Source organism: Paenibacillus sp. FSL P2-0136, assembly GCF_037975325.1.
GTDB classification, from domain to species: Bacteria; Bacillota; Bacilli; order Paenibacillales; family Paenibacillaceae; genus Paenibacillus_AQ; species Paenibacillus_AQ silagei.
Genome location: NZ_CP150244.1, coordinates 1,043,187 through 1,060,552 on the forward strand (window position 1 = coordinate 1,043,187; position 17,366 = coordinate 1,060,552).

A 17,366-nucleotide genomic window follows, 5' to 3' on the forward strand; every position below is an offset into this window, starting at 1 on the left:
TTCGCGGACCTGAGGGCCGTTATTTTTAAACAAACCTTGTTTTTTGCGGCTAGGCGGACTGTAGTGCGCTTATTGTCTCTCTGCGAGGCGTTTTCAGGTGGCATATCCATCAATAAGCGCCCTGTAGTCCGCGAATGCTGGAAAAGTTGGATTTTTCGCGAAATAAGGGCCTCTGAGTCCACTTGGAAGAGTGGAAGAGAGCACCACGCTGAGGTCCTAGTCAAGTAAAGGAAACAGAGATAGCCGGCCTGCATACTGAAGTATGCGGTCCGGCTTATTTTGTAGTGTGTTGTGTTTATGTATTTGTTAATTTGGATGCAGTCGCACTCTACGTGTGTAGAGTGCGTGGATTGAACTCAGAATTACTCTGTTTCAATACATAGCTTAAACCACTCCTATCCTGATACCTCTACTTTGTGTTGTCCACTGTTTTCCAAAGCCGCAGCAAGCCGAGGCAAAGCTATACCTAATTTTTTCGCTTCCCGCACAACTTCATGTATCGCAAAGCCTGCTTTGCTATTGTTGTATTCCATGAAAAGCCGTGCTAAGCTACCCTTTGCAAAAACCAGCTTGTTAAACAGCGTGCCGAGAAGTGCCGGCGGGATCTTAGTCAGCAGCAGAGAAGTTGCATCAGCTTTTCCGCCTCTGGCTTTTATTACCGGAATTATCTCCCTCATACTCCTGCCAACATTTGCGAATGAGTCGCTATGATCCAAGACTGCCGCAAAACTTCCCAGTCTCAACACCTCGGCTTCCATTGCCGCATTCATGGCGAAGTGATTCCAGAGCCAGTTTTGCATATCCTTGATCCAACGAATTTTAAAATGGGCACTTTCCAATAGCACTTTGACCTTGTTGTTAATAGCTTCAGTGCCTGCCCGTGGCTGCTCCAGAAACAGCATTTTTAAAAAGCCGCCTCTAAGCCTGTTGTCCTCAATGCCACCGCCGCCTCCCGGGAATCCAAAGACCACATTGTTCATAGACAGGGGCGAGATCGATGATTTCAAATCCTGCCAAAGGTTATTGAAGATGAGGATAGGCGTGCTCCCGGCAACTGCCGATAATAGTTGTGCTGCTGCCGGAAGCTGCTCCGTGTTGACACTCACAATAATGAGGTCATAACCGGGACTGATTTTCTCATGCAATGTAACGTTCCAGTTTTCTTTGACGAGCTGTTTTCCTTTTCGTGCATCCCACATTTCAAGCTTAATGCTGCTTCCAAAAGTTTCTTTCCTCCCTTCTCTAACGTAAAATTCCACGGTATGCCCTGCCTGTTCCATCGCCCAAGCATACTGGACCGATATGACACCTCTGCCGAAAAATAAAATTCGCATATTAGCCTCCTGAGCCTATATATTAATCCTTGTTGATTATCCAACAACGTGTTGTATAATTTATTGTATAGAAGCGCTATAGGACCATCAACCATCAGATTTTTAAGATCTGTCGTATGATCGATTGCACAGAAACTGGAGGCCAATAATGAATAAGCAACCTGAAATTACGGATAAAACAAGACAAACCTTCATCAATGTATTCTGCGATTTATATAGCCAGAAACCCATTGAGAAAATAACCATCCAAGAGATCGCTAAGCGATCAGGATATAACCGCAGTACCTTTTATCAATATTTTACGGATATCTATGAGTTGTTGGATTACGTGGAAGAGCGTGTTTTTAGATCCATTAAAGAGGAAATGGCAAGCAGAGAGTTCTCCACACATACCTTCCAAGACGCACTTCAATGCCTGGAGAATGCAGAGGAAATTTCAATCCTGAAAGCGCTCTTGGGCGACTATGGTTCTGTTCGTTTTATCGAACGTTTGAAAAGAGAAATCCCTTTTGAACGATTAATTGTCGACCTTCCGGCAAATGAAGCTTTAGCACCCTATATCATTGAGTTTTACATATCCACACTAATGTCGATGTTTCGCCTGTGGATACGGAATGACAAAGATCTGTCGTCGGAAGAATTGGTCAAGCTGATAGATACCCTATTTACTAATGGGATTAGGACGACGGTGATTCCTTAATATGTTAAAATACAACAATGATATGATGAGGAGGATTGTCCTACGGTAAAAACTCAGATCAGACAGCTAACCGTCCAAGACCGGCCTTTTGTATACTGGCATGTGGGCGGTTCCCGCCTCACGTTAAATATTTCACCCAAGGAAGATAAAACCACAAAAATCACGCTCATTTTCGCAGTCACTCCACCTGAAGAGGATCGTCACACCTCCTGGGAGTTTTATGATATTTCAGCATACAAAAACAACTCCCAAACCACCATTCATCTAGGCAAACCGAGACATATTTCCGAGCTTATTCTTTACATACAACGGGAAAAACCTGAGTTGTGGCTCACAGGAAAGCAGCATACGATAGAGAATGCTTGGGAGCTGCTGCAAGCCATGGGTTACTCGAGCCTGGAGCCCGTTTGGGTTAAGCGGTGGTAGAACCTGATTCGGTGTTCTCTGCGATAAGATAGGCTGAAAAACGTAGAGGATAGGATGCCATGAAAGCGTTAAAATTCACTTTAATTTTTCCAAATCTAATGAGTGAGGAGATTGAAAAATGGCTGATCAAACAGTGGCTGGTAGATTAGCAACATTAGGAATCGTTCTCCCCCATGCAAGCGAACCGGCAGCCAAATACGCAAATTACGTAAAAGTGAACGGGTTGTTGTTCGTTTCAGGCAAGGGGCCTGCTGGTACGCCTAAAGGTAAGTTAGGTCAGGAGTATACCACCGCAGAAGGTTATGAGTTTGCCCGGCAAACGGGGATTGAGATTTTGGCTGTACTACAAACAGCTTTAGATACACTGGATAAAGTGAAACGGGTCGTTAAAATTCAGGGCTTTGTTAATGCGGTCGCCAGTTTTGAAGAGCATCATAAAGTGCTTAATGGCTGTTCCGATCTGATGCTGGATGTTTTCGGTGAAAAAGGTATTCATGCCCGTTCAGTCTTTGGAGCTGTTTCGGTTAGAGACAATCTTCCCATCATTATTGATTCGATATTTGAGGTTGAGGAGTAAATAATCAACTTATTTATGAATCCAGGAGTGATCACTTGATTATTATGATTAACGGAGCGTTTGGCTCTGGTAAGACTACGACTGCTCAAAGGCTTCAACCCTTAATTCCAAATAGCATGATTTATGATCCTGAGGAAGTTGGATATATGTTAAGAAAGATCATTACAGAAGATGAAGAGGAACTAACTGATGATTTTCAGGATATAGAATTATGGAGAATACTTGCTGTAAAGACAGCTCAAGAATTATTGAAGAAGTACAAGAAACATCTTATTGTTCCTATGACAATATACAAAGCTGTGAATTTCGAATACATTTACAACGGTTTTAAAAGTATGGATCGAGAAGTATTTCATTTTTGTCTCTTAGCATCCGAAAACACAATTAAAAAACGTATTGAAAAACGCGGGAACACTTATGATGCCTGGTACCAGCAGCATACAAAAGCAAGTGTAGCTACATTTAATGAGAGTAGATTTCAACAACATATAGAAACTGACCATAGAGAAACTGAAGAAATCATTGAAAAAATTTTAAGAAAAACAGTCTAGACTCTCATTCTGCATTTCAGGCTAATGCTACAAGTCGTATGAATTATGCACTGGCGTGACCTCCAGGCACAAGCTTCTCACAGAAAATCTGACTGATCTTCATGACAAGGTTGTCCCCGTCAAAAACAACATTGGATATACTGAGGGTCACTTCACCTTGTGTCTCTGACGTCCTTTATAACTTATCATCTCTACAATTCTAGCTCCTTTCCTATATACCTATACAACAGCACCGAGAAGCCATTTCGTGACATGAATTCACAACTCTTGTCTTAATGGGGGGCCGCATTATGAATCTTTGGCCGATGAAATTCATTTCAGTTGTAATTTGTTTGGCATTGGCGGTATGCGGATGTGCTGGCTTGAAAAGCAAGGGAACTGAGCATGTTAGGGCAAGTGATTTCATTATTCCCTTGAACGTTAGCGAAGTGTTGAAGCGTCCAGAGACTGGGGTTATTGAATATTTTGAAAACCGTCGTGAAGATTTTGATATTCTAGGCCATTATCTGTTAGAGAATGAAAAAGTGTTCCAGACTCGGCCTGTCATACTTCAACAAGATTATTCCATCGAGAACATCCAGGACCCTGAAATTCAACAAATCGCTCAAACATTGTTTCGAGAAGGTATTGTAAAGAGGATATCCTCCTTAAATGATGCCCCTAGTAAAAGTATTGACTTTTTGTTTGGTGCTGAAGACAACTTGTATCAACAAGGCATAACCTACCTCAGCCTACCAGAGATGGCCAAAGGGGATCCTTCGAAATTCAGCTATGTGAATGACTATAAGAATCTGGGCGGCGGCTGGTACTATTATGTCTTCCACTATGACAAACTTAAAGATGAAGATGAATTTCGGAATCTAGCTTGGGCCCAAATCTCAGAAAAGGAAAGAAGCACTTTAACCACGCCGAAAGAGAAAGCCATAGTGATCCTAGAGTCTGGAAAAAACGTTGGCTATTGGATGGATGACAGAAAGTTAGATGTTGTTGTATCCGTTCAATTTGATACGGAAATGAACGGCCTACTGGGACCGATTACAATGTTTTTTGATCCAATGACCAAAGATTTGATCGGGGGCAATCTGCGTTTCTAATAGGCTGGAGTAAAATGCGAACTCCGTTTTTATTTATATCCCTTCCCCAACTCGGTGAACCCGCAGCAGGTTAGTGGTTCCGGTACAGCCTACAGGGACTCCGGCGGTGATGAGCACCAAGTCGCCATTTTGCACGTATCCGGCAGACCTCGCCAGTTCAACAGCGGCTTCTACGGCTGCATCTGTGCTAGAAGTAGACTCGTCGCGGAGCAGCGGAATTACACCCCAAGTCAAGGAGAGGGCATGCAACACGCTCTCCTTAGTGGATACGGCGATTACCGGTGCAGTGGGCTTGTGCTTGGCGATCATCCGGGCGGTAAAGCCGCTTTCGGTCAGGGCGAGAATAGCTTTGGCGGAGAGTGCGAGGGCAGTGCGAACAACGGATTCGCCAATGGCGCTGGTCACGTTGGTGCCAGTCTCGTTACTCTTGCAGTTGGAGCGGCCGTAGCTCCCCAGGACGGACTCAGCGCGGGCGGCGATGCGGGCCATGGTCTCGACGGACTCCAGCGGGTATTTACCTGCGGCAGATTCACCAGACAGCATGACAGAATCGGTGCCATCGAAGATAGCGTTGGCGACGTCACTTGCTTCTGCACGGGTCGGACGCGGGTTCATCTGCATGGACTCCAGCATGTGAGTGGCGGTGATAACCGGTTTTCCGGCCAGGTTACACTTCTTGATCATGTCTTTTTGAACCAGCGGCACATCTTCTACCGGCAAGTCCACGCCCAGATCGCCGCGGGCAACCATCAGGCCGTCGGCTACGCCCAGGATGGCATCCAGGTTCTCCAGACCCTCGTCATTTTCAATTTTTGCGATGACTTGGATATGGCCGGCCTTGTGTTTGCTCAGAATATGCTTAATCTCAAGAATGTCCTCAGCTTTGCGGACGAAGGATTGAGCGATGATGTCGATATTCTGCTCAACGCCGAATTTGATGTGCCGGATGTCCTTCTCGGTTACGCCGGGAAGACTGGTTTTGATGCCGGGAACGTTGACGCCCTTGCGTGGCTTCAGCTTGCCGCCGTTCTTGACGAGGCAGGTAATCTCGGTGCCTTCGGAATTTACGACTTCCAAACGTACTAGACCGTCATCGATCAGGATGCTGCTGCCAGGCTTCACGTTTTGGGGTAACTGCTTATAGGTGACTTGGATACGGTCCTTCGTGCCGAGCACTTCCTCCGTGGTTAGAACCACGGTTTCTCCTGGTACCAATTCCACGTACTCCGAGGCCATTTTGCCGATACGAATTTCCGGACCTTTGATGTCGAGCAGGACGGCCACATATTGGTTTAGTTCCTTGGCTGCTTCCCGGATGTGGCGGATGCGCTCTGCGTGCTCCTCCAGCTCACCGTGGGCTAAGTTCAGGCGGGCGACATTCATACCGGCTTGGATCAGCTTACGGAGCATTTCGGGGCTTTCGCTGGAGGGGCCGATGGTACAGACGATTTTAGTTTTACTCATGGAATTCTCTCCTTCATCGATAAATTATTTAACCTTGTGAAAAATTTCCCTTATCCTTACAATAAAGCATAACGATTCATCAGAAAAATATATATAATTTCGTTCTTCATCAATTTTGATGTAGGAGGCAGGTCATCTTATGAATCTTCATGCCCTTAAAATATTTCACACCATTTCTGAAAAAGGCGGAGTCACCCGCGCTGCGGAGGAATTGCGGATCAGTCAGCCTGCGGTTACGGCCCAGGTCCGTAATCTGGAAAAGGAATTAGGCATACAGCTGTTAGCCCCCAAGGGGCGTGGTATCTTAGTGACCGATGCGGGTCAGATGCTGGCCAGCCATGCCAAACGATTGTTTGCATTGGAGCGTGAGCTGGATGAGGCAGTGCGTGAATACAAGGCCGGGTTCAGCGGCATCTTGCGGATTGTAGCAACCTATCTGCCCGCTAATCTGCTGCTGCCGGAATGGCTGGCCCTCTACAAGCAAGAGCATCCTTCCGTAGAGGTGGTCTTGAATACTGCAAATTCTCGGGAAGCGGTGGAGGGGCTGCTACAGTACGATGCCGAGGTAGCCGTATACGGAGGCGGCTGGGAGGAGCAACCGGGCATTGAATGGGAGGAGCTTCTGGAGGACGAGCTCTGGTTCATCGTCCCGAGAAACCATCCATACGGCGGACAGGAAATTACTTTAGCGGAGATGATGAAGGTTCCCTTCATTCTGCGTGAAGAGGGAAGTTCTACCCGGGAGCGTCTCTTCTCTTTATGCCGGGCTTTGAACGTGAGTCCTCCCAAGGTCGGTCTACAATTTAATGGGGTGAACGAGATGGTTCGGGCCGTCATCGCGGGCTACGGGGCCATCTTCATCTCCTCTCTGGCGGTTAGGGATAATGTGGAACGCGGGGAAGTGGAGCGTGTGATGGTTAACGGCACTTCGCTGCTGAATCCGATTGCCGTCTGTACCCGGAAGCAGGAGGCATTGTCGCCAGCGGCGGCAGCATTTCTCTCACTGGTCCGGGAGCAGTCGAAAGGAGGGGCAAGGAATTAACTGTTCTACTTGCAAAAGAAGAATGGCACTGTTAAGACGTTATAGAGAGAAGATTGCGGTTGCGCACATCAGTTTTTCGAAGATAAAGAGAGGACGATCAGAACATGAATGTGGAAGTGTATACGTTAAATGCGTTTGCGAAAAGGGGCAGGACTTCGCCTAAGCGAGAACGGTGAAATCAATCAGGTTCGGGTTGGCGGTGCAGTGGCTGGCATTGAACGAAGACATATCATGATGTAAGCGGAATTAAGCCACCGTACCATAGGGGGCAAGAAATGAAGCTCTCAGACAAAACAAGTACATACCATTTGAAGATATCCATTTGGTTGCTAACCAGTAAAGTGATCAAGCTAAGAATAAGGCAGGTACAACTAATGAATACCGTAAACATCGTCTACCTTGAAACAGAACGGCTTGTGATTAGAACTTTTGCAGAAAGTGATTTTGAGCAATTTAAAAAGCTTTTGGATATATATGAGGGATGGCAGGCGCAGAAGCCGAGAGCAAAGGAGTTTTTTGACTGGCACCTTTCAAATTATGGGAAGATGGATATTGTAACCGGATGCTTGTGTCTCGGGGTCTTTGAAAAGGAAACAGGGTTCATAATTGGACAGGTTGCTGCACAAGAACATGATGACCTTCGTGAGCCTGAGTTTGGGTACGGTCTTCTTACCTCCGCAAGAGGGATGGGGTATGCGAAGGAGGCTGCGAAAGCATTTCTTAACTGGATTGGGAATGAGTATGATATCCCGTATATTGTAGGAACAGTTGAGGTTAATAATCTCTCTTCTCAAAAGGTTCTTGAGCACTGCGGGTTCGAGCTTATCGATAAGCGGAATTTGTTGATTCACCTGACGGATGAGCGATATGATTTTAAGTATTATCGCTATCATTTCAAGTAGCCTTAAATAATGGATGGGGCTCATACAAGTAAATAGTTGTGCTACATAAAAAATCCCACCCAGAGGAGGAGACGTTCCTTAGCGTCACACACCAATCATGCGAGTCAATCGATTACTCTCCATGCTGCTGATCATCTCCGGTCAAGGTACGGTAACGGGCAAGGCGCTTGCCGAGCATTTCGAGGTATCCTTGCGGACGATCTACCGGGATATCGAGAAAATAGGCGAAGCCGGCATACCTATTGCATCGTCCAGCGGCAAGGGCGGAGGATACTATATTATGGACAGCTATAATATAAGCAGCCTCTTTTTAAACCGGGATGAAGCTCATACGTTTGTAGCTGTAATGAAGAATTTACACGGCTTGTTTGGCCGAAACGAAGCTTTCAATGACATGCTGCTCAAGGTGGAACATACCTATAAGCGGGAGCCGGGTAAGGATAAACTGACTCTGGATCTGTCCCATTTCAGCATGGAGCAGGAGATTAAAGAGTACATTGGGATCATCAGCAAGGCCATCACGGATAACAGGCTGCTAGTGTTCGATTATATCAACAGGGATATGGAATACCTGGAGCGAACGGTAGAGCCGGGCTGGATTGACTTTCGTCACGGCCATTGGTATGTGGTCGGCTTCTGCCGGGTCAGAAAGGACTACCGCAGATTTAAGCTTGTGCGGATCAGGCAATTGGAGCAGGGGCCGCCGTTTGAAAAAAGAGAGCTGTCGGCAGAGCGGATCGCCGATGTCATTGAGCACAATTATTCGCAGGCGGGCATACAGGTTGTGTTGAGATTCACTTCGCGAATTGGCGCGCAGCTTTCCGAGTATTTTGAGAAAGAGAAGATTAGCCGGGGTGAAGATGGCTTCTATCTCGTTACGGATACATTTCCTCATGAGGAGGGTCTGCTGAAGTTCATTTTAAGCTTCGGCAAGGAGTGCGAGCTGCTGGAGCCTCGTGAATTACGGGCGGAGCTGCAGCAATATATGCAAAATATGCTTCTATCCTACAATGACTGACCCCCTGGTGTCAGTCATTGTGTTTTATAGTAGTCATATCGGCTGGAGAAATACATAACGCCGCTATAACTGGGTTAGGAGTGAACCGACTAAATGAAAGCCTGCATTTTGGACGAAGATGTCAATGAATGGGGTACGAAGGACACGCGGACAGAACTGATACACAAGCTGCACAGATTGGAGGAAGAACAGTATATCCTGCGAGAGGGAGAAAGCATCCAAGACTTTACCGATCTGATGCTGCGGCATATTGGTGACCCGGGGCCTGAGCTTCGTGAGCATATTTATTCTACCTTTTACATATGGCTGAAGCGCGATAATAAGTTCACAGATGAGGAAATGCGGCATCTATTAACTGTCCTGATGGACGACCGACATTTGTTCTACCGGATTGGAAGCGTGGATGACCACAGCGTACTCACCAGGGCATTCGCGGTTCTGCCGATCGCTCTTATTATGCAACGGGACAGGCTTCAACCATTCTTGACGCCAAAAGACTTCCAGCATCTAAAGCGCTCGCTGCTTCGCTACTATCAGGAGGAGAAGGACCTGCGCGGTTATCTGGCAGCCGAAGGCTGGGCTCATGCCGCAGCTCACGGGGCAGATGCTCTGGAGGAGCTGATCCGCTATAAGGAAAGTGACATTGAGGTGCAGCACGAGGTGCTTATGGCGATTACAGGAATGCTGCGTAACAGTGTCCGGATTTTTGACGAGGAGGAAGACGAACGTATGGCTAACGTTGTGGACACGATGATCAGTGAATCGCTGCTACCACAGCAGGAGATTGCCGACTGGATTCATAGCTTGGCGCAGTGTACTGAATGGCCGGATACACGCGCACAGAGAGTTGCCAGAGTGAACGGGAAAAATATGGTGCGCAGCCTGTATTTCAGAACACTTGCCCGGCATGACGGGAATCATCGGAGACTTACCAGCGCCATGCTGGCGGCTGAAGCTAAATTAAACCGCTTTAACGGGGCAAACCCTGCATATGGAGGTGATGAAGCTTGAGTACTCACTATTATTTCAGTTGGTTTAATGATTTTTTACCGGAGGGGCTGGTTGAGTGGTTGCAGGAGGATCTACAAGACAGACAATCGCTTGTTATGATTAGCGCTCAACCCTCTGATTATGAAGACGGGCAGATTAACTTTGAGGATATAACGGAATGGACATGGCTCCATCAGGCCAATCTTATGTTTAAGGAGAACCATTTCATCGATTACCGCATGCCAAAGGATGAGGCCCGGCAATGGATTCAGAACGCGTCGGTCATTTTTTTATGCGGCGGAGATCCTGTTCAACAGAACAACTTTTTGGCGGAGTATGAATTAACCGATGTGATTAAGAACAGCAATGCCGTTATCTTGGGGGCCAGCGCCGGTTCGTTGAACATGGCTGCCAAATGGGTAACCTCGCAGAGCGCCGATCATACCGTTGAAATAGATACGATTCATGATGGGTTGGACTTTAATCCTTTTGCCTATGAATCTCATTCGAAACGCGATTACGCCTCGTTCGTTCAAGGCTACCTGTTCCCCTTATCGGAGGAGATCGATATATATGCGGCAGAACAGGAGAGTGCGATTCGTGTAAAAGACGACGCAATCGAAATAATGGGCCCGGTATATTTAATATCCCGCTCGAAGATTCAGAAAATAAGTGTATGATTACGAAACAACCACAGAACCATTTGAAATACAGTCAGCGATTGAATCATTGCTAAAGGTATCCATGCATGTTCAGTCTTTGGAGCTGTTTCGGTTAGAGACAATCTTCCAATCATCAGCGATTCAATAATTTGAGGTTGAAGAATAAAGGAGAACCCAGGAGGATACCTTGGAAAGCCGCTCATCCAGGCACATACTACGTTTGGTGGGAGTGTTAATCTAGGAACTGTGAGGTGAACAAAATGATGAACTTTTTTATGATCAACTCATCAGACTTGCCCCAAACCAAGAACAAGTTGAAGTGATTACCTCTATTCGGAATGATGAAAGAGGACATAATCAAATGTTCCGACAAATGTATAAGGAATTAACAGGGCATGAAGTAACAGGAGTTGGCAACGAACCTCCGGATAATGTTAATTCTTATATTGCCGGGTTGCAACAAGCCTTCCAAGGTGAATTATCTGCTGTTGAGAAATATCGAAAGATATGGTTCGGTCTTCCGTACGGCATTTACAAGGATACTCTGTATGGCATTATTCTGGATGAGCAAAAACATGCGGCTAAATATAACAATCTCCTGCTACAAAACTTAGCTGCAAATCGGTTCTGATCCTACGCACGAAGAGGCCTCTTTACTCACAGGGAGTGGAGGGGCCTCTTTGCTGATTAATATGCATCTAGTGTTCACTAGCCGTATCTGGTGTAGAGTACAAAGTCCTGTAGGGATATCTTATACAAACATTGGAGATTGTTCCTAAGTATATAGCGGAGGATCCAATGGTAGATGTGTGGAGTAGAATCAGCTCACCTTAATATTCAATTCTAGATTTTAGCTTTGCTCAGGAATAATAACATCTTCAGTGGGTACCATATGGAAAAACCAAGTTTATGCTATCCTCGAGTGTCCTTTCATATCTAATTAAGAAATTCAAACCTGAACAGTAACATCATTAGAAAAACACGAGGAAGTGGCATACACGCCTCGTGTTTTTTCTGTGTCACCCTAAATCACGAATGTTTATTGCAAAAATGGTCGATATAATCAGAACATTGTCCAGGTTCATCTTCCATTACGAAATGACCAGCTTTTGGAATGACACGTAGACAGGCATGGGGGATATCCTGGACAAGCCTCTTTGCATAAGCGAGGGGCTGCCATTCATCTTCCTCCCCCCATAGAATTTGAACGGGGACCTTCAGTTTGGGTAAATCTGTTTTATAGGATTCAGTATATTTTGCATTATAGTGAGCTACCTGATGGGAGAAAAAAGATGCTTTACCTAATAGACCGGCATGGGGTGCAAGATATGCGTCTAGTGTATCCCCTGTCATGAGGTCTTTATTATAAACTGCCATGGGTAACTGTTTTTTTAGCATGGTATCAAAATCAGTACGGGACATTTGTTCAACCCGTTCGAACTGTTCTTCAATAATTTTCTTCCAGGTTGGTGAGGGCCACGAATCATAGCTGGGGATGTTGAGTAACGTGAGCGATTGTACACGCTCAGGTTGTTCCTGAGCCAATTGGAGGCCAACAATTCCACCTAGATCGTGGGCTGCGACATGTAAACGATCCATTCCGAGTTCGTCTAAAAGCTGACTGAACAGAGTATATTGTGCTGCCACAGAAGTATCTGCTTCGAGTGGTCTTTCGGATGCTCCATATCCAAGAAGGTCATGAACGTAGATTTTATACCCTTTTTGAACCAGAGAGGGGATTACTTTTCTCCATTCATAGCTATAAGACGGTGTTCCATGAAGGAGCCATATGGGAGAGCCTTCTCCGTATTGCTCATAAGCAATTCGATATCCATTGATCAACATGGATGACGTTGCTGCTGTTTGCATGGTGATTACTCCCTTCTATAAACGATTGAGATTAATTTAGCTCTTATTGAGTTACATTGAATATAAACGATTGCATTCTATTAGTAAAATTGATAGTTTATATGTAAACAATCAGTTTTGATGATGGTAAAAAGAAGGGAGCCAATGATGGAAATACGTCATTTGGTAACATTTATTGCGATTGTAGAACACGAGGGATTTACCAAAGCTGCTGAGCATCTTGGATACGCGCAATCTACAATCACATTGCATATCAAGGCATTGGAAGAGGAGATTAACTACCCTTTATTTGATCGAATCGGTAAGCGGGTTATTTTAACGGAGACTGGGAGAAAATTGTTGCCACATGCCAAAAAAATGCTTGACCTGTATCATATGATTAAGGAAGTGACTGCTGCGCAAGGGGAATTAACGGGTAATATCGTTATCAGTATTGGGGAAACTTTGTTGATCTATCGTTTTCCGCCTATTATTGAAGAGTTCAAAAAATTACATCCCCATGTCAATATAGAATGGCACCAATTAGATTCCGTACATTATAAAGAGAATTTGATGCAAGGTAAAAGTGATATTTCCTTTATGCTGGGGACAGAGGTACATGACCCCAATTTGTACAGTGAGAAATTGGCTGAGGAGCCCATGATGTTGTTGTATCCAAATTCATTTGAGCTACAACTGGACATTGTGCAAAGCAATTTACTTTTTACCGAAAGAGGTTGCGATTATCGCACATTGTTTGAACAATGCATTGAGGAGTATCAGTTAGGGATTACTTCCAATATTGAATTCTGGAGTATTGAAGCCGTGAAACAATCTATATTGAGTGGTATGGGCATATCCTTGCTACCTCGAATTACGGTAGAGAGGGAGCTGAAGGAAGAAAAACTTTCAGGTCAGCAGTATAAACAGAATCTAGCTACGCAGTTGTTATATCCCAAAAACAAGTGGATATCTCCTCAAGTAGAAGCTTTTATTGAGATCGTTAGAAAGCATGCCTCCCTCTGGTAAGAAATGAGAAGAGTGTTGATAATTATTCGGATTCAATTCAAGTATTGAACTAACGAAGAACGTTAGTCCAACAACACAGCTGCAGTCTATGACTTTATTTTCTCGTTCAGATCTGCCGCCATTTAAAAAGCTGACTCTCCCATCTACTTCACAGTTTGCGTCTACTATTCACTGGTCCGTAACTAGAATTTAAGAACACAGGAGGAAACCTTGGAATGGACTTTCGGTTAAGACTTGATGGTGCTTTAGACGAAATATATGAACCTCTATGGAAGCTCAGGATTCAGCTCACTGATGAAGAAAAAGCACTGCTCCGAAGCAAAAAGGTGCGGCGGCTTCATTACATTCGTCATGGAGGAGCTTCTTTCATCAATACCCACCATACCTACAGCCGCTTACAGCATACGTTAGGTGTATTTGCGCTTACAGCGCATTTTGAGCCGGATAATCGTACGTTGCGGGCAGCTGCATTGCTGCATGATATCGGACATGCGCCTTTCAGTCATACACTAGAATCCCTTCCAGGCGTGGATCATCATGAATGGACTCGGGAGGCCGTGTTTTCACAGGAGATTGTTGACATCCTAGCCCGTGCAAATATTCGTACAACTGATGTTATGGACTACATAGATGGATCAAAGCGTAGCCTATTGAGGAACAAGGACGGAATTCTTCATGCAGATCATCTGGACTCCTGGGTCAGAAGTGCATTTGTCGGCGGTTATCTGACTATTTCGGCTGGTGAACTTTTTGAAGCGATGAGCTATAGAAATGGAAGTCTTCAGTTCACACTGGAGGCTGGCAAGCAGGTCACTGAGCTCATATGGGAAGAAGCCCGTATGCAAGCTTCCCCGGCTAACATCGGCGTAAACGCGATAATGAGGAAACTGGCTGGCCGCTTAGTACATAAGAATGAACTTGGAACAGCTAAGTTGCCCGTCATGACAGATACGCATATCGAGCAGTTGCTTTGTAGTGATCCGGACACACGGGAAGAGTATGAGCAGTTGCTCATGGAATCATGGCGAATTCGCGTGTCGCGGGAAAAGCCATCTTTTCCAGTGGAAACGGCAGTTTTGAGTAAGCTCTATCTCGCAATGCCGCTCATCCAAGATGTTGTGATTACTGAATATTCAGATGAATATTCGCAAGATTGTCTCGCTACGATTAACCAGCTTACAGAGCTGCTAGGCACATACTACGTTTGGTGGAGTGTTAAGATATGATGAATCCAGAGAATTTAACTTGCAAAGCATGTGCCTCCATTAGAATTAAAAATCCGGATAAATTTTGAATATAACATTTCGTAATCAAATTTAATGAGGAGTGAATTTATATTGATATTCTTTAAATTAAAGCCCTTATTTAAATTAACTGCTCTGGTTCTTACTGTCTTTGGCTGCTACGCGCTTATTATGAGATTATTTTTCTAATGATCTTTGTTCATTTGATACTTCGCTTTATGCGTCATTCTGGAGCCCATTTGGATTAAGCAGTGATAGTTGTTTCGTGTGGCGAGCAAGCCCCAAAGTTCGGGCAGTGTAATTTAGTTTTATTCAACTTCTACCTGGTCTTTACAGATATTTATTTGTATAATTATTCCATTCGCAGCCAATTACGAGGAGGAATTAATTATGCACATCCAGACAGAACGCCTTAGCATTACTGCTTTTACCCAAGAAAATTACATAAAAGTATCAGAAACGTATTCTATCAAAAATCATATCATTAACTATTTGGATAAGCTTAAAGGGGACCCTGAATTATTAGGCTGGGGTGCGTGGTTTGTGACCTTAACGGATAATCATCAAATTATCGGTGACATTGGATTCAAGGGAAAGCCCGATCATCAAGGAATTGTAGAAGTTGGATTTGGCCTTATTCCTGAGATGCATAATAAGGGGATAGCCACTGAGTCGGTAGGAGCTATTATAGAATGGGCCTTATCTTCAAAAAAAGTCCAAAAAATTGTGGCTGAATGTCTTATCGATAACATTTCATCTATCAGAGTTCTGGAGAAATTGAATTTTACACGAACTGGAATAGAGAACGGGATGATTAACTGGGAATTAGTAAATGATCAATTTAGAGGTGATTCCGCGTGACCCTTCAAGCTGTATTTGTGGATCGAGATGGGACCTTGGGCGGGAACGGCCATTTCATTCACCCCAGGGATTTTGAATTATACCCATACTCATTAGAAGCATTGCAATTACTCAAAGAACATGGAATTCCTATTATCGCCCTTACAAATCAGCACAATATATCGAAGGGGCGGGCTACAGAATTAGACTTTAGGAATGAATTTGACAGTTACGGATTTGACGCCGCATACATATGTCCGCATGAACCCGAAGACGGCTGTGTATGCCATAAACCGCAACCTGGAATGCTTCAGCAAGCGGCAACTGATCATGGATTAGATTTAACCCGGTGTGCGGTGATTGGCGATGTGGGTTCGACTGATATGCTTGCAGCGGCAGCAGTGGGAGCCAGAAGAATTCTGGTAGAGACAGGCTGGGGGATGCAGTCTTTGGATAAATACCGTCACCTGTGGTATGAACAGGCAGAACCAGATTACATCGCGAAGGACCTTCTGGATGCGGCAAAATGGTTGGTTAGCACAATAAAGCGGACAACGCCTGAATAGAGCTGCGTTGTCCGCTTTTTTCGGAGCAATAGCTTAGGATTTCACCTCTCCCGGAATCTCAAAAAACACCTCTGACTCCATACCCTTCATTCCCAAAGTAGTCTTTTTGCCGTCAAGCTCAATGAATCCGTAACCCGATTCTCCAATATGGCCCATGTAATGGTAGAATACGACGCGGCCCGTTAGTTTGGGGAGAGTGCCGTCCTGGTTGGTAATTTGGTAAGGGAGAAAGAACAGACCGCTTGCGGCTTTAACCTTCCAATCGAAGGTGGCGGTCCACTTGACTTCGCTATGGTCCCCCACAATCTCATAGTAGGAGATACTGTTACCCCCGGATAGGAAAAATTTGTCGGCCCTTCCCTCCGGGAAATAGTAGTCGAAATTGCCTCCCTCTACGCCGCCCACTTCAAATTGTTCAAGCGCGCTAACTCTGGGTAGTTTCAGGGCTGCGGTCCGGGCTTCAGCCAGATGGGAGGAGGCTAATTGCTGTTTAAGCTCTTCACTAGGCTTGGAGGCTACGAAGACGATCCGTTGTTTGGGATTCCACAAGACATAAGCCCCGGTGGATTCAGCCATGAAGCGCAATGGAACCATCACCCGCCCTTTTCGGATGGCCGAAGCCGCTTCGAGTTTCACTTCCTGATTACCGATCTTTGCTGTTCGTTGGCCTGCCACTAAGGTGACGGTCTGTCCGTCCCGGGTAAGCGTGACTGTCTTCGAGGCGTAGTTCCATTGGATGGAACTACCGGGTATTTTTTGGGCCAACTGCAGTGGAACCATCGTAGTGCCATTCGTGATATACGGAACTACATCTGTATCTACAAAAGAGTTGTTCATCAAGATCTGAATAGCAGATGAAGCGGCCGAAGCCGTTCCCGTTAAGGCATTTCCAGTGAATAGCAGTGACGCGATAAGCCATCCGGCAACGCCTCTTTTCAATCTTGTGTTCACTTTTGCATTCCCTCCTTAATCCAACTTATGTTTTATTTTTCCTTAAAATTTAGACGCACGAGAGAGGAGAAGGTTGCTATAAGTTAAGCTTGTGAGCTAATCTATATCGCAGTTTGCGCCAACGTAAT

At 45.2% G+C, this 17,366-nt stretch carries 19 protein-coding genes; 15 read left to right on the forward strand and 4 right to left on the reverse strand.

Annotation, left to right across the window (positions count from 1 at the left end; genetic code table 11):
* Positions 1 to 395 precede the first annotated feature (395 nt).
* On the reverse strand, positions 396 to 1,334 hold the full coding sequence (locus NYE26_RS04325) for a 2-dehydropantoate 2-reductase N-terminal domain-containing protein (protein ID WP_339254133.1): 939 nt from the start codon (positions 1,332 to 1,334) through the stop codon (positions 396 to 398).
* Between the two features lie 148 nt (positions 1,335 to 1,482).
* Here NYE26_RS04325 and NYE26_RS04330 point away from each other — a divergent pair, with 148 nt between their 5' ends.
* The 5 genes from NYE26_RS04330 to NYE26_RS04350 all read left to right on the forward strand — a co-directional run bounded on the left by NYE26_RS04330 (position 1,483) and on the right by NYE26_RS04350 (position 4,682).
* The gene (locus tag NYE26_RS04330; protein WP_339254135.1) at positions 1,483 to 2,034 is read left to right on the forward strand and encodes a TetR/AcrR family transcriptional regulator; all 552 of its coding nucleotides are present in this window, start codon (positions 1,483 to 1,485) and stop codon (positions 2,032 to 2,034) included.
* Between the two features lie 102 nt (positions 2,035 to 2,136).
* Complete coding sequence (locus tag NYE26_RS04335) at positions 2,137 to 2,460, forward strand: hypothetical protein (RefSeq protein ID WP_339254137.1); 324 nt, start codon at positions 2,137 to 2,139, stop codon at positions 2,458 to 2,460.
* A 118-nt stretch (positions 2,461 to 2,578) separates the two neighbouring features.
* Positions 2,579 to 3,037, forward strand: a complete 459-nt coding sequence (locus NYE26_RS04340) for a RidA family protein (RefSeq protein WP_339254139.1) — start codon at positions 2,579 to 2,581, stop codon at positions 3,035 to 3,037.
* 44 nt (positions 3,038 to 3,081) lie between these two features.
* Positions 3,082 to 3,588, forward strand: coding sequence for an AAA family ATPase (locus tag NYE26_RS04345; RefSeq protein ID WP_339257313.1), 507 nt, complete (start codon positions 3,082 to 3,084; stop codon positions 3,586 to 3,588).
* Positions 3,589 to 3,878: 290 nt separating this feature from the next.
* Positions 3,879 to 4,682 carry a hypothetical protein gene (locus NYE26_RS04350; RefSeq protein ID WP_339254141.1) on the forward strand — a complete coding sequence of 268 codons (804 nt, stop codon included), beginning with the start codon at positions 3,879 to 3,881 and terminating at the stop codon, positions 4,680 to 4,682.
* Positions 4,683 to 4,715: 33 nt separating this feature from the next.
* Here the strand turns inward: NYE26_RS04350 and pyk are convergent, their stop codons facing one another.
* On the reverse strand, positions 4,716 to 6,146 hold the full coding sequence (gene pyk / locus NYE26_RS04355) for a pyruvate kinase (RefSeq protein ID WP_339254142.1): 1,431 nt from the start codon (positions 6,144 to 6,146) through the stop codon (positions 4,716 to 4,718).
* Between the two features lie 139 nt (positions 6,147 to 6,285).
* On the opposite strand from pyk, the gene NYE26_RS04360 reads away from it, so the two are divergent.
* The 6 genes from NYE26_RS04360 (at position 6,286) to NYE26_RS04385 (ending at position 11,391) form a co-directional block, all read left to right on the forward strand.
* On the forward strand, positions 6,286 to 7,188 hold the full coding sequence (locus tag NYE26_RS04360) for a LysR family transcriptional regulator (RefSeq protein WP_339254144.1): 903 nt from the start codon (positions 6,286 to 6,288) through the stop codon (positions 7,186 to 7,188).
* Between the two features lie 275 nt (positions 7,189 to 7,463).
* Complete coding sequence (locus tag NYE26_RS04365; RefSeq protein ID WP_339254146.1) at positions 7,464 to 8,090, forward strand: GNAT family N-acetyltransferase; 627 nt, start codon at positions 7,464 to 7,466, stop codon at positions 8,088 to 8,090.
* A 97-nt stretch (positions 8,091 to 8,187) separates the two neighbouring features.
* On the forward strand, positions 8,188 to 9,108 hold the full coding sequence (locus tag NYE26_RS04370) for a YafY family protein (RefSeq protein ID WP_339254148.1): 921 nt from the start codon (positions 8,188 to 8,190) through the stop codon (positions 9,106 to 9,108).
* Positions 9,109 to 9,201: 93 nt separating this feature from the next.
* Complete coding sequence (locus tag NYE26_RS04375) at positions 9,202 to 10,119, forward strand: DUF2785 domain-containing protein (protein ID WP_339254150.1); 918 nt, start codon at positions 9,202 to 9,204, stop codon at positions 10,117 to 10,119.
* Positions 10,116 to 10,778 carry a Type 1 glutamine amidotransferase-like domain-containing protein gene (locus tag NYE26_RS04380; RefSeq protein ID WP_339254152.1) on the forward strand — a complete coding sequence of 221 codons (663 nt, stop codon included), beginning with the start codon at positions 10,116 to 10,118 and terminating at the stop codon, positions 10,776 to 10,778. The genes NYE26_RS04375 and NYE26_RS04380 overlap by 4 nt, the downstream gene beginning before the upstream one ends.
* 355 nt (positions 10,779 to 11,133) lie before the next feature.
* A complete protein-coding gene (locus NYE26_RS04385) occupies positions 11,134 to 11,391 on the forward strand; it encodes a ferritin-like domain-containing protein (RefSeq protein WP_339254154.1) in 258 nt (85 codons plus the stop codon).
* A gap of 398 nt (positions 11,392 to 11,789) precedes the next feature.
* Here the strand turns inward: NYE26_RS04385 and NYE26_RS04390 are convergent, their stop codons facing one another.
* Complete coding sequence (locus tag NYE26_RS04390) at positions 11,790 to 12,629, reverse strand: alpha/beta hydrolase (protein ID WP_339254156.1); 840 nt, start codon at positions 12,627 to 12,629, stop codon at positions 11,790 to 11,792.
* Between the two features lie 144 nt (positions 12,630 to 12,773).
* Here NYE26_RS04390 and NYE26_RS04395 point away from each other — a divergent pair, with 144 nt between their 5' ends.
* The 4 genes from NYE26_RS04395 to NYE26_RS04410 all read left to right on the forward strand — a co-directional run bounded on the left by NYE26_RS04395 (position 12,774) and on the right by NYE26_RS04410 (position 16,287).
* Positions 12,774 to 13,637 carry a LysR family transcriptional regulator gene (locus NYE26_RS04395; protein ID WP_339254158.1) on the forward strand — a complete coding sequence of 288 codons (864 nt, stop codon included), beginning with the start codon at positions 12,774 to 12,776 and terminating at the stop codon, positions 13,635 to 13,637.
* 215 nt (positions 13,638 to 13,852) lie between these two features.
* A complete protein-coding gene (locus NYE26_RS04400; protein ID WP_339254160.1) occupies positions 13,853 to 14,863 on the forward strand; it encodes an HD domain-containing protein in 1,011 nt (336 codons plus the stop codon).
* Positions 14,864 to 15,271: 408 nt separating this feature from the next.
* Positions 15,272 to 15,742: a GNAT family protein gene (locus tag NYE26_RS04405; RefSeq protein ID WP_339254162.1), complete on the forward strand. Its 471-nt coding sequence runs from the start codon at positions 15,272 to 15,274 to the stop codon at positions 15,740 to 15,742.
* Positions 15,739 to 16,287: an HAD-IIIA family hydrolase gene (locus NYE26_RS04410; RefSeq protein ID WP_036723327.1), complete on the forward strand. Its 549-nt coding sequence runs from the start codon at positions 15,739 to 15,741 to the stop codon at positions 16,285 to 16,287. The genes NYE26_RS04405 and NYE26_RS04410 overlap by 4 nt, the downstream gene beginning before the upstream one ends.
* A 33-nt stretch (positions 16,288 to 16,320) precedes the next feature.
* Here the strand turns inward: NYE26_RS04410 and NYE26_RS04415 are convergent, their stop codons facing one another.
* The gene (locus tag NYE26_RS04415) at positions 16,321 to 17,238 is read right to left on the reverse strand and encodes a stalk domain-containing protein (protein WP_339254165.1); all 918 of its coding nucleotides are present in this window, start codon (positions 17,236 to 17,238) and stop codon (positions 16,321 to 16,323) included.
* Between the last annotated feature and the right edge of the window lie 128 nt (positions 17,239 to 17,366).

Excerpts from the sequence above, each read along its gene's own strand:
- NYE26_RS04325 (WP_339254133.1), bottom strand. The coding sequence starts at position 1,334 with ATGCGAATTTTATTTTTCGGCAGAGGTGTCATATCGGTCCAGTATGCT.
- NYE26_RS04330 (WP_339254135.1), top strand. The coding sequence starts at position 1,483 with ATGAATAAGCAACCTGAAATTACGGATAAAACAAGACAAACCTTCATC.
- NYE26_RS04340 (WP_339254139.1), top strand. The coding sequence starts at position 2,579 with ATGGCTGATCAAACAGTGGCTGGTAGATTAGCAACATTAGGAATCGTT.
- NYE26_RS04345 (WP_339257313.1), top strand. The coding sequence starts at position 3,082 with ATGATTAACGGAGCGTTTGGCTCTGGTAAGACTACGACTGCTCAAAGG.
- NYE26_RS04350 (WP_339254141.1), top strand. The coding sequence starts at position 3,879 with ATGAATCTTTGGCCGATGAAATTCATTTCAGTTGTAATTTGTTTGGCA.
- pyk (WP_339254142.1), bottom strand. The coding sequence starts at position 6,146 with ATGAGTAAAACTAAAATCGTCTGTACCATCGGCCCCTCCAGCGAAAGC.
- NYE26_RS04360 (WP_339254144.1), top strand. The coding sequence starts at position 6,286 with ATGAATCTTCATGCCCTTAAAATATTTCACACCATTTCTGAAAAAGGC.
- NYE26_RS04365 (WP_339254146.1), top strand. The coding sequence starts at position 7,464 with ATGAAGCTCTCAGACAAAACAAGTACATACCATTTGAAGATATCCATT.
- NYE26_RS04370 (WP_339254148.1), top strand. The coding sequence starts at position 8,188 with ATGCGAGTCAATCGATTACTCTCCATGCTGCTGATCATCTCCGGTCAA.
- NYE26_RS04375 (WP_339254150.1), top strand. The coding sequence starts at position 9,202 with ATGAAAGCCTGCATTTTGGACGAAGATGTCAATGAATGGGGTACGAAG.
- NYE26_RS04385 (WP_339254154.1), top strand. The coding sequence starts at position 11,134 with ATGTATAAGGAATTAACAGGGCATGAAGTAACAGGAGTTGGCAACGAA.
- NYE26_RS04390 (WP_339254156.1), bottom strand. The coding sequence starts at position 12,629 with ATGCAAACAGCAGCAACGTCATCCATGTTGATCAATGGATATCGAATT.
- NYE26_RS04395 (WP_339254158.1), top strand. The coding sequence starts at position 12,774 with ATGATGGAAATACGTCATTTGGTAACATTTATTGCGATTGTAGAACAC.
- NYE26_RS04400 (WP_339254160.1), top strand. The coding sequence starts at position 13,853 with ATGGACTTTCGGTTAAGACTTGATGGTGCTTTAGACGAAATATATGAA.
- NYE26_RS04405 (WP_339254162.1), top strand. The coding sequence starts at position 15,272 with ATGCACATCCAGACAGAACGCCTTAGCATTACTGCTTTTACCCAAGAA.